At 66.3% G+C, this 14196-nt stretch carries 13 protein-coding genes; 10 read left to right on the forward strand and 3 right to left on the reverse strand.

Features of this window, described 5'->3' with window-relative positions:
• Positions 1–35: 35 nt before the first annotated feature.
• Both BDI24065_RS13435 and BDI24065_RS13440 read right to left on the reverse strand, forming a co-directional pair.
• Positions 36–761: a glutathione S-transferase gene (locus BDI24065_RS13435; RefSeq protein ID WP_175031677.1), complete on the reverse strand. Its 726-nt coding sequence runs from the start codon at positions 759–761 to the stop codon at positions 36–38.
• Positions 762–889: 128 nt separating this feature from the next.
• Positions 890–1213, reverse strand: coding sequence for a cupin domain-containing protein (locus BDI24065_RS13440; protein ID WP_175031678.1), 324 nt, complete (start codon positions 1211–1213; stop codon positions 890–892).
• Positions 1214–1620: 407 nt separating this feature from the next.
• Here BDI24065_RS13440 and BDI24065_RS13445 point away from each other — a divergent pair, with 407 nt between their 5' ends.
• The 7 genes from BDI24065_RS13445 (at position 1621) to asd (ending at position 8315) form a co-directional block, all read left to right on the forward strand.
• The gene (locus BDI24065_RS13445) at positions 1621–2442 is read left to right on the forward strand and encodes a hypothetical protein (RefSeq protein WP_175031679.1); all 822 of its coding nucleotides are present in this window, start codon (positions 1621–1623) and stop codon (positions 2440–2442) included.
• A gap of 33 nt (positions 2443–2475) precedes the next feature.
• On the forward strand, positions 2476–3234 hold the full coding sequence (locus BDI24065_RS13450) for a Tat pathway signal protein (protein ID WP_175031750.1): 759 nt from the start codon (positions 2476–2478) through the stop codon (positions 3232–3234).
• Positions 3235–3469: 235 nt separating this feature from the next.
• Positions 3470–4879 (forward strand): 3-isopropylmalate dehydratase large subunit, encoded by a 1410-nt coding sequence (leuC, locus tag BDI24065_RS13455; protein ID WP_175031680.1) that lies wholly within the window; start codon positions 3470–3472, stop codon positions 4877–4879.
• 3 nt (positions 4880–4882) lie between these two features.
• The gene (locus BDI24065_RS13460; RefSeq protein ID WP_175031681.1) at positions 4883–5029 is read left to right on the forward strand and encodes an entericidin A/B family lipoprotein; all 147 of its coding nucleotides are present in this window, start codon (positions 4883–4885) and stop codon (positions 5027–5029) included.
• 68 nt (positions 5030–5097) lie between these two features.
• Positions 5098–5748 (forward strand): 3-isopropylmalate dehydratase small subunit, encoded by a 651-nt coding sequence (gene leuD, locus BDI24065_RS13465; protein ID WP_039358292.1) that lies wholly within the window; start codon positions 5098–5100, stop codon positions 5746–5748.
• A gap of 79 nt (positions 5749–5827) precedes the next feature.
• Entirely contained in the window at positions 5828–6895 is a 1068-nt protein-coding gene (gene leuB, locus BDI24065_RS13470) for a 3-isopropylmalate dehydrogenase (protein ID WP_175031682.1), read from the forward strand.
• A 298-nt stretch (positions 6896–7193) separates the two neighbouring features.
• Complete coding sequence (gene asd / locus BDI24065_RS13475) at positions 7194–8315, forward strand: aspartate-semialdehyde dehydrogenase (RefSeq protein WP_174978881.1); 1122 nt, start codon at positions 7194–7196, stop codon at positions 8313–8315.
• A 107-nt stretch (positions 8316–8422) separates the two neighbouring features.
• Here the strand turns inward: asd and flgE are convergent, their stop codons facing one another.
• The gene (gene flgE, locus BDI24065_RS13480) at positions 8423–9667 is read right to left on the reverse strand and encodes a flagellar hook protein FlgE (RefSeq protein ID WP_175031683.1); all 1245 of its coding nucleotides are present in this window, start codon (positions 9665–9667) and stop codon (positions 8423–8425) included.
• An 849-nt stretch (positions 9668–10516) separates the two neighbouring features.
• On the opposite strand from flgE, the gene BDI24065_RS13485 reads away from it, so the two are divergent.
• The 3 genes from BDI24065_RS13485 to BDI24065_RS13495 are packed head-to-tail and all read left to right on the forward strand — an operon-like array spanning position 10517 to position 14147.
• On the forward strand, positions 10517–12637 hold the full coding sequence (locus BDI24065_RS13485) for a FimV/HubP family polar landmark protein (protein ID WP_175031684.1): 2121 nt from the start codon (positions 10517–10519) through the stop codon (positions 12635–12637).
• Positions 12637–13449, forward strand: coding sequence for a tRNA pseudouridine(38-40) synthase TruA (gene truA, locus BDI24065_RS13490; RefSeq protein WP_175031685.1), 813 nt, complete (start codon positions 12637–12639; stop codon positions 13447–13449). The genes BDI24065_RS13485 and truA overlap by 1 nt, the downstream gene beginning before the upstream one ends.
• Positions 13446–14147 (forward strand): phosphoribosylanthranilate isomerase, encoded by a 702-nt coding sequence (locus BDI24065_RS13495; RefSeq protein WP_175031686.1) that lies wholly within the window; start codon positions 13446–13448, stop codon positions 14145–14147. The genes truA and BDI24065_RS13495 overlap by 4 nt, the downstream gene beginning before the upstream one ends.
• Positions 14148–14196: the final 49 nt, after the last annotated feature.

Raw genomic sequence — 14196 nt, forward strand, 5'->3', positions numbered from 1 at the left:
GCCGTGCATGAAGCAGCGCGGATGCCGCTTCGGCGTTACTTGTCCAGTTCCGGATAGTGCCGGAAGATGCCCATGTCGTTGAACGGGATGCGGCGCTCCGACTCGAGATAGAGCGCGACAGGCGGATGCAGTGCGACGCGGTCGTGCAGTGCAACCAGCGCCGCGATTTTCCGCTCCGCGCGCTTCATCGCTTTCGGAAACGCGTAGCGCAGGCCCTCGATCAACTGGAACATCGACAGGTCCGCATAGCTGAGTGCGTGGCCGGCGAGGTAGCCGCTCTTGTGCGGATTCTGTTCGAGCACACGCTCGAAGTAACCGAGGAATTTCGGCAGCCGGTTGGCGAGAAAATCGGCCGCGCGCTCGGCGGCTTCCGCCTGCTGATCCTCGTAGTAGAGGCCGCTTGCGATCGGATGGTGCGTGTCGTGAATCTCGGTGACGAAATCGGCGACGGTCAACTGAAGCTGGTGCACCCACAGCCGGCCGGCTTCGTCATCCGGCGCGAGCCCGAGCCGCGTGCCGAGAAACAGCAGGATGTTCGCGGTCTGCCCGACGACCAGGTCGCCGGCTTTCAGGAACGGCGGCGCGAACGGCACGCATTCCGCCTTCGTGCTGTCCATCATGCGCATCATTGCCGATACGCCCATGCCGCGCCCCGATTCGCGCGCGACGTCGACATAGTCGGCTTCGGCCGCTTCGAGCGCGAGCCGCACATACTCGCCTCGGCCCTGGATCTCGGGCCAGTAATACAGTTCGTATCGCATGCTGTTTTCCCGTTCGTTGAACCGGCTGCCACAGGCATCGTGACGACAGTGTGGCCGCGCGTCGGGTGTCACCCGTTGCGAATAGACAGTCTAGGCGATCGCAGGAAAAGTGCCGCGGGCGCCGCGCGCTACGCGTTGCGCTCGCCGCCTTCGGGGCCGTAGAAGAACACCCACGTCGAGAAGTCGTCGGAGAAGCCGACGAAGCGGTGCTCGGCGTGTGCCGGGACGAACAGCACGTCGCCGGCCGCGACTTCGCATTCGCGTCCGTCGACGACGAAGCGCGACGTACCGGTGGCGATCGCGTAGACCTCGTCGCGCGCATGCGGCTTCTGGTGGTCCTCGACGCGCGGCCGGTACAGCTCGATGTCGAGCGTGCCGTGGTGAAACAGCGTCGTGAACAGCGTGCCTTCGTTGTCGAGGCGGGCGAGCGATTCGTTCAGGCCGAGCTTCATGGCGGGGGCTCCGGATCCGGATCGTGGGGACGTGGGCATGCGCGTTGCGCCATCGTATCTCGAAATCAGAGGCGCGACGTTCAGTGCGCGACGATGCTCGCGAATCACGTCGCTCGCCACCGATGAAACAACGGACGCACGCGCTCGCCATGGATGAAACATACGCGTCCATCGATGAAACGGCGTGACGATCGTGCGTATTCGATCGACAGGTTCACCACGATTTAATAAACGCCCACTACGATCCCGCATCGTCGATCGACCGATGCGCAGCGATTCGATTCGAGCGTCGACGGTGGCATCCATCGTCCGACCGCGCGACGCGTCAGGTTGTCATTTCCCGTGAACCCGCGATTTGCAACGCCGTGGCTGGCTGCCGGCGTTGCTCGCATCATTTCGTATTTCTCATGAATCGGAATCCGTCGGCTTCTTTACGCAGAAAATTCCTTGCTGCCGCACCCGCGGTCGCCGTGGCGCCGCTGCTGAGCGCATGCGGCGGCGACGACGTCACGTCGGCACCTGTCACCGATGCGGCGCTGGCCGCGCAGATGTCCGCGAAGCTCAATGCGCAGCTCGGCGATGCGGCGACGGTCAACGCGATCGTGCCGGCGCTGACCGATGTCGGCTTCACGTGGGACCTGCCGACGGTGCCCGCCGCGCAGATCGGCGCGATCGTCGCGTACAGCTTCGGCAATCGCCCGAACGCGGCAAGCGGCAACACGTCGAGCACCGGCGGCAATCAGTCCGCGCTGCCCGACCCGGGGCCCGTCAACGAAGCGCTCGCGGACGCCGTGTACCGCATTCGCCAGCTGAAACCGGTCAAGGTCTACGCGCAGTGGGAGATCGCGCGCTTTCTCGTGTCGAAGTACGGAATGGGTGCCGACGTGCTGTCGTCGGTCGAGCCGGTGATCGCGAGCGACGGCTCGATCGTGTACCTGAGCACGGCCGGCGTCGCGGCCGTAGCCGTGTCGCGCGCGGGTGGCGCCGCCGCAATGGGTACGGTCGCGGTGGTCGGCCATCGCGATCATGCGAAGCGCTGTATCCAGACCTCGCAGCAGGCGGGCATGAAGGCCGCCGCGGTGGCCGAGGTGTCGTTGCCGACGATGTACGACCCGCAATCGGGCCAGCCGTGGACGCGCAACCGCAGCCTCTATCTCGTGCACGACATGTATGCGCAGATGCTTGGCCGCGCGATGACCGCGACGATGCAGGCGTTCCCGAAGGGCTGACGCCTTCCGCTCCCCATTTCGAATCCCATGACCATGACGACCCGCCGCCATTTCCTGGCTTCCACTTCATTGCTCGCCGCCTCGTGCGCGTCCGTTGCTCCCGCGTTCGCGAGCGACGCCCCCGTTTCCGATGCGGAATTGCAGCGCCAGATGCTCGGCAAGCTGACGAACGAACTGAACGATCGCGCGACCGCCACCGACGAAACCGGCTACCTGTTCGACACGTTTTTCTCGTGGACGCCGCCGACCGTCGACGCTGCCGGCATCAACACGATTGTCGCGTTCGGCTTCGGCAGTCGTGCCGCGACATCCGGCACCACGCCGGTACCTGGCCCCGTGAACGAGGCGATCGCCGACGCGGTGTTCCAGCTTCGACAGAAAGTCTCGGTGCCGATCCATGCGCAGCAGGAAGTCGCGAGCGTGCTCGCGTCGAAATACGGGCTGACGGCCGGCGTGACGTCGATCGCGACCCCGGCCCTGGCTGCCGGCAGCCCGATACCGACGCCCGATGGCGTGGCCGCCGCGATCGTCAAGCAGGCCGGCTCGGCCGCGGCGCTCGGCAAGGTCGGCGTCGTCACGCATTCCGATCAGGCATCGATCGCCGTGCGCGTGTCGACTGCGGCAGGGATGCAGGCTGCGGTGCCGGCCGGCCTCGCGTTGCCGTCGCTCTACGACACGTCGGCGCTGATGCCGGCTTTGCGACGGCGCGATCTCTACCTGCTGAGCAACGCGGGCGTGCAGCTCGGCATGCTGCGGCTCGACCTGATCGCTCGCGAGTACCCGAACGGCTGAAGCCGCGAGGCATCGGCGCGCGCGATCCCGGTGGCGCGATACGCGATTCGCCATCGCGCTGCGCCGGATCCCGCGTGCCCCGTTTGCCGGGTAATGCCGATACAGGTATTGGCACTACCAGCCAAACCACTGTTTTTAATGGGTTTTTTCGCATCCGGCCTGCGCCGTGGTGCGTTCTGCGTGGCATAATCGACCGCATCCGTAAGGCTTGTAGTCACAACGACCCCGCATACCCATGGCACAGACTCTCTACGACAAACTGTGGAACACCCACGTGGTCCACACCGAGGAAGACGGCACGACGCTGCTCTATATCGACCGTCAGCTGCTGCATGAAGTCACGAGCCCGCAGGCGTTCGAAGGGCTGAAGATGGCGCAGCGTCCGGTGTGGCGCATCAGCGCGAACCTGGCCGTGTCGGACCACAACGTGCCGACCACCGATCGCAGCCACGGCATCGCCGATCCCGTCTCGAAACTGCAGGTCGACACGCTCGACGCGAACTGCGATGCGTTCGGCATCACGCAGTTCAAGATGAACGACGTGCGCCAGGGCATCGTCCACATCATCGGGCCGGAGCAGGGCGCGACGCTGCCGGGCATGACGATCGTGTGCGGCGATTCGCATACGTCGACGCACGGCGCATTCGGCGCGCTCGCGCACGGCATCGGCACGTCGGAAGTCGAGCACGTGCTCGCGACGCAAACCCTGCTGCAGAAGAAGAGCAAGAACATGCTCGTGAAGGTCGAGGGCACGCTGCCGCGCGGCTGTACCGCGAAGGACATCGTGCTCGCGATCATCGGCAAGATCGGCACGGCCGGCGGCACGGGCTACGCGATTGAATTCGGCGGCTCGACGATCCGCGCGCTGACGATGGAAGGCCGCATGACCGTCTGCAACATGGCGATCGAGGCCGGTGCGCGCGCAGGCATGGTTGCCGTCGACGATACGACGATCGACTACCTGAAGGGCCGTCCGTTCGTGCCGACCGGCGCGGAATGGAACCAGGCTGTCGAATACTGGCGCCAGTTCAAGTCGGACGAAGGCGCGCAGTTCGATCGCGTGGTCGAGCTGAACGCAGCCGAGATCGTCCCGCAGGTCACGTGGGGCACGTCGCCGGAAATGGTCACGTCGATCGACGGTCGCGTGCCCGATCCCGAGCGCGAGAAGGATCCGGTCAAGCGCGACGCGATGGAGCGTGCGCTGGCCTACATGGCGCTCGAGCCGAACACGCCGATCGAATCGATCAAGGTCGACAAGATCTTCATCGGCTCGTGCACCAACGCGCGAATCGAAGACATCCGCGCAGCCGCGTATGTCGTGAAGAAGCTGAACCGTCGCGTCGCGTCGAACGTGCGGCTCGCGATGGTCGTGCCGGGCTCGGGCCTCGTGAAGGCGCAGGCCGAACGTGAAGGGCTCGACAAGGTGTTCACGGATGCCGGCTTCGAATGGCGCGAGCCGGGCTGCTCGATGTGCCTCGCGATGAATGCCGACCGGCTGGATCCGGGCGAGCGCTGCGCGTCGACGTCGAACCGCAACTTCGAAGGCCGGCAGGGTGCGGGCGGTCGTACGCACCTCGTGAGCCCCGCGATGGCGGCAGCCGCGGCGATCGAAGGCCACTTCGTCGACATTCGCCAGCTGGGGTAACGCGTGACGGCATCGAAACGCGTGGCGCGGCTGGTTGCCGCGCTGGCGCTCGCAGGGCTGGGCTTCGGCCTCGCGGGCTGCAATACCGTCCAGGGCTTCGGGCAGGACGTCAACGCCGCCGGCAGCGCGCTGAAGCGCGCGGCGGAGTGACGTCCCCCACCGAGAATTTGTCGATGTGCGCCGGCTGAACGCCGGCCCTTCAACCGGATAGACGGATCATGGAAAAATTCACAGTGCATACCGGCGTCGTGGCGCCGCTCGATCGCGAAAACGTCGACACCGACGCGATCATCCCGAAGCAGTTCCTGAAATCGATCAAGCGCACGGGCTTCGGCCCGAACGCGTTCGACGAGTGGCGTTATCTCGACCACGGCGAGCCGGGCCAGGACAACTCGAAGCGTCCGCTGAATCCCGACTTCGTGCTGAACCAGCCGCGCTACCAGGGCGCATCCGTGCTGCTCGCGCGCAAGAACTTCGGCTGCGGCAGCTCGCGCGAGCACGCGCCGTGGGCGCTGCAGCAGTACGGCTTCCGCGCGATCATCGCGCCGAGCTTCGCTGATATTTTCTTCAACAACTGCTACAAGAACGGCCTGCTGCCGATCGTGCTGACCGAGCAGCAGGTCGATCACCTGTTCAACGAGACAGTCGCGTTCAACGGCTTCGAGGTGACGGTCGACCTCGACGCGCAGGTCGTGCGTACGGGCGACGGCCGCGAGTATCCGTTCGAGATCGCCGCGTTCCGCAAGTACTGCCTGCTGAACGGCTTCGACGACATCGGCCTCACGCTGCGCCACGCGGACAAGATCCGCCAGTTCGAGGCCGAGCGCCTCGTGAAGCAGCCGTGGCTCAACACCAAGCTGGTCGGCTGACAGCACCTTTCGGGCGGGCGCGCCGGCGGCGCGTTCGCCGGCCTGCCTCCATAAAAACCTACCCAGTCAGGAATTTCGCATGAAGATTGCAGTGCTGCCCGGCGACGGCATCGGTCCGGAAATCGTCAATGAAGCCGTAAAGGTGTTGAACGCACTCGACGAGAAGTTCGAACTCGAACAGGCGCCGGTCGGCGGCGCGGGCTACGAGGCAAGCGGCCATCCGCTGCCGGACGCGACGCTGAAGCTCGCGAAGGAAGCCGATGCGATCCTGTTCGGCGCCGTGGGCGACTGGAAGTACGACTCGCTCGAGCGCGCGCTGCGCCCGGAGCAGGCGATCCTCGGGCTGCGCAAGCACCTCGAGCTGTTCGCGAACTTCCGCCCGGCAATCTGCTATCCGCAGCTCGTCGATGCATCGCCGCTGAAGCCCGAGCTGGTCGCGGGCCTCGACATCCTGATCGTGCGCGAACTGAACGGCGACATCTACTTCGGCCAGCCGCGCGGCGTGCGCGCTGCACCGGACGGCCTGTTCGCCGGCGAGCGCGAAGGCTTCGACACGATGCGCTATTCGGAGCCGGAAGTGCGCCGCATCGCGCACGTCGCGTTCCAGGCGGCCCGCAAGCGCGCGAAGAAGCTGCTGTCGGTCGACAAGGCGAACGTGCTCGAGACGTCGCAGTTCTGGCGCGACATCATGATCGACGTGTCGAAGGAATACGCGGACGTCGAGCTGTCGCACATGTACGTCGACAACGCGGCGATGCAGCTCGCGAAGGCGCCGAAGCAGTTCGACGTGATCGTCACCGGCAACATGTTCGGCGACATCCTGTCGGATGAAGCGTCGATGCTGACGGGCTCGATCGGCATGCTGCCGTCGGCGTCGCTCGACAAGAACAACAAGGGCCTGTACGAGCCGTCGCACGGTTCGGCGCCGGACATCGCGGGCAAGGGCATCGCCAACCCGCTCGCGACGATCCTGTCGGCCGCGATGATGCTGCGCTACTCGCTGAATCGCGCCGAGCAGGCCGATCGCATCGAGCGCGCGGTGAAAACGGTGCTCGAACAGGGCTACCGTACGGGCGACATCGCGACGCCGGGCTGCAAGCAGGTCGGCACGACGGCGATGGGCGACGCGGTGCGCGCGGCGCTGTAACGCAATCATGTAGAAAGGGTGCGAACGGGCCGCGAAATCGGCCGGTTCGCATGCGGTTGGCCGTTGTGCGGGCCACCGGCTTTGTGTAGACTCGAACGATGGCGCTTATTTCCCTGATCTCCCCGGTCTTGAAACTCCACGGCAACACAGCCCGTGCGGGTGCGCGCGCCATCGTCATCACGAAAACCATTACCACGAAAACGATCATTAAACGCTGATCGTCCGTCGTGCCCGCCTATTTCCCCGCGCGGTCACACCGGGGACGGAATGGCGGGGAAGCTCCATCAAAGGGTTAGTCATGAACGTAGGTCTCGTAGGTTGGCGCGGCATGGTCGGCAGCGTCCTGATGCAGCGCATGCAGGAAGAGGGCGATTTCGACCTGATCGAACCGGTGTTTTTCAGCACCAGCAACACGGGCGGCAAAGCGCCGTCGTTCGCGAAAAACGAGACTACGCTCAAGGACGCGACCAACGTCGACGAGCTGAAGAAGTGCGACGTGATCATCACGTGCCAGGGCGGCGACTACACGAATGACGTGTTCCCGAAGCTGCGCGCGGCCGGCTGGAACGGCTACTGGATCGATGCGGCATCGTCGCTGCGGATGAAGGACGACGCGGTCATCATCCTCGATCCGGTCAACCTCGACGTGATCAAGGACGCGCTCGTCAAGGGCCAGAAGAACTTCATCGGCGGCAACTGCACGGTCAGCCTGATGCTGATGGCACTCGGCGGCCTGTTCCGCGAGAACCTCGTCGACTGGATGACGGCGATGACCTACCAGGCCGCATCGGGCGCGGGCGCGCAGAACATGCGCGAGCTGCTGTCGCAGATGGGCACGCTGAACGGCGCGGTGAAGGAACAGCTCGCCGATCCGGCTTCCGCGATTCTCGACATCGACCGCCGCGTGCTGGCCGCGATGAACAGCGATGCAATGCCGACGAGCAACTTCGGCGTGCCGCTCGCCGGCTCGCTGATCCCGTGGATCGACAAGGATCTCGGCAACGGGATGTCGAAGGAAGAGTGGAAGGGCGGAGCGGAAACCAACAAGATCCTCGGCAAGCCGGCCATGGGCGAGCCGGGTTCGATTCCGGTCGACGGCCTGTGCGTGCGGATCGGCGCAATGCGCTGCCACTCGCAGGCGCTGACGATCAAGCTGAACAAGGATGTGCCGCTCGACGAGATCAACGGCATCCTCGCATCGGCGAACGACTGGGTGAAGGTCGTGCCGAACGAGCGTGAAGCGTCGATGCGCGACCTGTCGCCGGCGAACGTCACGGGCACGCTGACGGTGCCGGTCGGCCGCCTGCGCAAGCTCGCGATGGGCGGTGAATACCTGTCGGCGTTCACGGTCGGCGACCAGCTGCTGTGGGGCGCGGCCGAGCCGCTGCGCCGCATGCTGCGCATCCTGCTCGACAAGTAAGAAGTTGCGTGTCCGGCCCGCGAGACGCGGGCCGCGGTGCACAAGATTGCGCGCCGCGTCGGCCTTGACGATGTCAAGGCTGGCGCGGCGCGTTTTTCATGCGCGGGTCAGCGCATGTTCAGGAGCGTCTGGTCGACGGTCTGCTGCGTCTTGATCGTCTGCGCGTTGGCCTGGTAATCGCGTTGCGCCTTGATCAGGTTCACGAGCTCGGTCGTCAGGTCGACGTTCGAGTTTTCCAGTGCGCTCCCCTGCAGCGTGCCGTGGTTCGTGCTGCCCGGCGCGGAGATCTGCGGCACACCCGATGCGGCGGTTTCCACATACTGATTGCCGCCGATGTTCTCGAGCCCGTTCGGGTTGTTGAAGTTCGCGAGCGCGATCAGGCCGAGTACCGCGCTCTGGCCGTTCGAGTAATTGCCGGTGAGCTTGCCGTCGGCGCCGATCGAGAACGTCGTCAGCGTGCCGCTCGCGAAGCCGTCCTGCGCGAGATTGGTCACGCCGCTTTTCCCGCCGAACTGCGTCGTGCCGCCCAGGTCGAGCGTCAGGTTCTGCGGATTGGCGCCGCCCGACGCGTTGGGGATCGAGAACGCGAACTGGCCGAGACTCGGCGTCGGCTGGCCGGTTGCGGCCGACGTGGTCGAGTTGATCCGGCCCGATGCGTCGAACGTGACGGTGCCGAGATTCGTCGGCGTCTGGCCCTGCACGCCCGCGTACGCCTGCCAGGTGCCGGCCGCGTTCTTCGTGAAATACATCGAGACCTGTTGCGCGCCGCCGAGCGTGTCGTACACCTGGATCGACGAGTTGTAGTTGTACGTGCTGTTGTCGCCCGCGTTGAACGGCGTCTTGGCCGGCACCTTGTCCTGCGAGTTCAGGTTGTACTGGCCGGTAATCTTCGTCGACGCCTGCGGCGAGATGTTGTTGGTCGGCGCCTGCAGCGGCACGGTCGCCGCGGTGTTGATGGCGCCGCCCGGGCCGGCCGCATAGCCCATCAGGTTGCGGTTCTGCGCGTCGACGATGGCGCCGCTCTTGTCGCGGTGGAATACGCCGTCACGCGAGTACGTCGTCACGCCGTTGTTCGACATCTGGAAGAAGCCGTTGCCGTTGATCGCGATGTCGAGCGACGACTTCGTCGTGTTGATCGTCCCCTGGCCGAATTGTTGCTGCACCGACGTGAGCCGCGTGCCGATGCCGATCTGCGTGTTGGTCGACGTCGCGACCGAGTTCGCATACATGTCGGCGAAGTTCGCGCGACCCTGCTTGAAGCCAACCGTGTTTGCGTTCGCGATGTTGTTGCCGATCACGTCGAGATGGTTCGCCGCGCCGGCCAACCCGCTCAAACCCTGTTGATAGCCCATGTTCGATCCCCGTAACGAGCTGGTGAGTAAATGCAGTCGTGCGACTGCGCGATGCCTCCCTGGCACCTCACGGCGTCAACCCGGCCGACCGCGTTCCCGCTTGTGCGGCGGGTGCGAGCGCGATGGTCGAACTGCGCCGATTCTTGTTTGAAGACGATCCTAGCGACGGCAATTATTTGATCTGTGTAATTTTGTGTAATGTAATTGAATTGCTGTCGAAATAACTGGTTTCGTATGAGCAATGAAACGGTGGTGAGGCTGGAAAGCCTTATGGGGCGGGGGTTTGGTGGCGGAAATGTTCAATTCGACGATAAGAGAGGGGAATTGGCCTCTTATCGATCAATTGAAATTTATTTGAATGGAGTGGATGGCTGGCGGGATTTATTTTGATTGATGCCTGTTAATCCATTAACGGCAGGCGGCGTGAATTATTGAGCAAACGTGCCTGATTTCCCGGTCGTGGCTGTGTGTCGGGGCCCGGGTTGTGCGAACCGCATCGTCGGGCGAGCACAGGCGCGACATGCGTTCGGGACGCGAAGCGGTCGGACGTTTTTTTCATCGGTGAGAGACGTGCTTCCGATCGATCGCGGGCGCCGGTCGCAGTGTGCTCGACCGGGCGTTGTTGCGGCCCGGTCGCCGGCCGCAACGACACGCGCACGCGATCGGTTGCACCCGTCGGCGACGAATTCGGCCCGAACCCGATCGCGTGAAGTAAACTACGCGGTTACGACGCACAGACCCGCCGAAAGCGTCGCGTTCCACGCGACGCTTTTGCATTTCTGCGGCAACTTTATTGACGCTTTCAACCGCGAATCCGAGCCGCGCCCGTGCGCGGCGATAGAGCCAACGATGTCCCGAATTTCCTTGTTTCCGCGTCAGTCCCGTCTGTCGCGCGCCGTGCGTGGCGCGCTGGCGATCCTGGCGCTCGGCGCAACCGCATCGGCCTGGGCGGCCGGCACCGGCGAAACGCCGGCGTCCGCTGCCGGCGGTGCAGCGCCGCTTACCGTGACGGTCCAGCCGGGCCAGTCGCTGAACGACATCGCGAAAGCGGCCACGCAGTCGCGCGATCCCGGTGTGCTCGCGCGCGCCGGCCGCGCGCTGTTCGACGCCAATCCGCAGGCGTTCATGAAGCACGACGCGAGTCGCCTGAAAGTCGGCGCGACGCTGAACGTGCCGGCGCTCGACGCGACAGGCGCGGCACTCGTGCCGGTCGGTGCATCCGGTGCATCGGGTACGGCGGCCGCGTCCGCACCTGCCGCGGCATCGGGCGGCACGGCGGTCGTGCAGCATGGTGCGTCCGCACCGCATCCGGGGTCGACCGTGCAAGCCGCGCTGGTGGCGCCGGCCGTGCATGCGGCCCCGGTGAGCGGAGCGAGTGTCGCGACGGCCGCCGGCGCATCGGCATCGATCGGTGCTTCGGCGGCGCACGGCGCATCGGCGGCCGAAAGCATGCAGCCGGCGGCGCCCGTTGCCGGTGCAAGCGGTCCGCATGTGTGGAGCGGCACGATCCAGTCGGTGCCGTCGTCCGCGAGCGGCGCCGCGATCCCGCCTGCGCCGGGTAGCCAGGTTTCGGGCATGAGCGAACCGGCCGCTGCTGCGCCCGTCACGGGCGCGTCGCAGCCGCGGCCGTCGAGCCTGCAGCAACTGCTGGCGCTGAAGAATCGTGTGCTGATGGAATTGCAGAAGCACGGCATCGGCAAGCCGGGCACGACGAACGAGGTTGCGCCGAATCCGGCGCCGACACCGGTCGCCCCGCGTCCGGCTGCGAACGATGCGGGTGCGTCGGCTGCTGCGCCGACGGCAGGCGAAGCCGCGTCCGGCGTCGCCGCCAGCGCGGTTCAGCCGGCCTCGGTGTCGGCGCCTGCGCAACCGGCCGCCCCGGTGGCGGCGCCTGCGCGCAGTACCGAGCAGATGGACTGGCGTCCGGCCGCGGTGGCCGGTGCGGCCGTGATCGTCCTCGCGGCAGGTTTCGCGTGGCGCAAGCGCCGGAAAGGCCGGCGCGCGGACGATACGGATGCGGGAGCAGGTGCGAGTACGTCGGCTGCCGCGGCCGTAGCGGGTGGTGCCGCGGCTACGGAAGTCGAAGCCGCGCCGTTCGTCGAACCTGAGCTGCCGATCCGGCCCGAGATGCCGGTCGCACGCGATGCGGCTTCCGACTTGAGCCTTGCAGCGGCGACTGCCGCAGCGGCGGAGACGGTCGAGACGCCGGATACGGAAGCATCGCCGGTGCCGGAAGTGGCGAAGGCGCATGACGAGGAGCCCGAATTGCCGGCCGCGGACGCCATAGTGCCGACCGCGAGCGAGGTGGCTCCGATTCAGCACGATGCCGAGCCGGTAGAGCAGGTCGCTGCCGAGAAGCCGGCGGAAAAGCCGGCCGAACCCCCGATCGCACCCGCGGCACCCGACGCGCAGCATGCGGCGCTGATGCAGAACGCGATCAGCGCGCTCAGCAGCCTCGACATGCCGCTGCCGCCGCGCACGCCGGACGAGTCGTCGCCGACGGCGGATGAGCCGGCTGCACGAGCGGGGCAGTCGGATACCGATAAAATCGCAACTAACGGTCAAGTCGGCCAGCACCCGCCGATTGGCTCGATCGATCCGGCCCCGGAACATCCTGCCGACCAGGACGACGAGTTCGATTGGGATCCGGACGCAGCGACGCCTGCGAGCCACGCGGGCAGCCCGTTCGCGGCGTCGTCGCTGCCGCCGCTTGGCGGCGCGCAGTTCGGCGCGCTGAAGCTCGATTTCGATCTCGACCTGCCGCCCACGCCGGGCGCCGCGTTGCCGGCACTGACGCCGGACGAGCTCGCCCGCATCGCGCGCAACAAGCTCGATCTCGCGTCCGAGTACGTCGAACTGGGCGACCTGTCCGGCGCGCGGACGCTGCTGCAGGAAGTGGTCGACGCGAACGACACCGCGACGCGCGACGATGCGCGCGCGCTGCTCGCGAAACTGGCGGACGAGGCGTGATGCGGATCGCGCTCGGCATTCAGTACGACGGCGCGGCGTTCTGCGGCTGGCAGGCGCAGCCGCACGGCAAGACCGTGCAGGATCGCCTCGAGCGCGCGCTGGCCGAGTTCGCGCGCGTGCCGCTGCATACGACGGTGGCCGGGCGCACTGACACGGGCGTGCACGGGCTCGGGCAGGTCGTGCACTTCGATACCGACCTCGATCGCGAGGTGTTCTCGTGGGTGCGCGGCACCAACGCGTTCCTGCCGCCGACCGTGGCGGTGCAATGGGCGCAGCCGATGCCGGAGACGTTCCATGCGCGTTTCTCGGCGTTCGAACGCACGTATTACTACACGCTGTACGTGCATCCCGTGCGCTCGCCGATGCTGGCGGGGCGCGCGGGCTGGATCCATACGCCGCTCGACGACGATGCGATGCGCGCCGCCGCCGCGCACCTGATCGGCGAGCACGACTTCTCGTCGTTCCGGTCGTCGGAATGCCAGTCGAAGACGCCGGTCAAACACCTGTACCAGATCGACGTGCGGCGCGTGGGCCACTTCATCCATTTCCGGTTCCGCGCCAACGCGTTCCTGCACCACATGGTGCGCAACCTGATGGGCTGCCTCGTCGCGGTCGGTCGTGGCCGCTATCCGGCCGACTGGCTCGCCGACGTGCTGGCCGGGCGCGACCGCAAACTTGCGGCGCCCACGTTCATGGCCGACGGGCTGTATCTCGCCCACGTCGGCTACCCGGCGGAATTCGCCGTCCCGCCCGCGCAGCTCGGCAGTGTGCCGTGGAGCAGCGTCTGGGCCGATCTGGACCCGCAATCATGACGGATCACGCCGTGTCTTCCTCGACTCCCGCCGCGGCCGGCCTGCCGCCGCGCACGCGCATCAAGCTGTGCGGGCTGTCGCGCCCCGAGGACGTGCTGCACGCCGCGACGCTCGGCGCCGATGCGATCGGCCTCGTGTTCTACCCGAAGAGCCCGCGCGCGGTGACGATCGCGCAGGCGGCGGAGCTGGCGCGCCTCGCGCCGCCGTTCGTATCGGTGGTCGGGTTGTTCGTGAATGCGACCGAAGCCGAGATCGAGGCCGTCGTGCGCGACGTGCCACTCACGCTGCTGCAGTTCCATGGCGACGAGACGCCCGAGCAGTGCGACGCGCTCGGGCGCGCGGCACGCCTGCCGTGGCTGCGCGCGGTGCGCGTCGGCCCCTCGACGCAATCGGCCGATTTGGTAGAATCGGGGCTTCATTATTCGAAAGCGCGCGGCCTCCTGTTCGACACCCTGGTGCCGGATTACGGTGGTAGCGGCAAGGTCTTCGATTGGTCTCTTATTCCCGCAGAGCTCGCGCATCGGGCCGTTTTGAGTGGTGGCTTGAGCGCGCAAAACGTCGGTGATGCGATTCGCCAGTTGCGCCCGTTTGCTGTCGATGTCTCGAGTGGCATCGAAGTGGAGGGCGCGAAGGGCGTGAAGGATCACGCCCGGATGGCGGCGTTCGTACGCGCGGTGCGCGAAGCGGACGCCCGGTGATGCAAGCCGGTGCGGCCCCGAAAGCGGGGCGCACCGACCGATCGAGAGA

Source organism: Burkholderia lata, from assembly GCF_902499025.1.
GTDB classification, from domain to species: domain Bacteria; phylum Pseudomonadota; class Gammaproteobacteria; order Burkholderiales; family Burkholderiaceae; genus Burkholderia; species Burkholderia lata_C.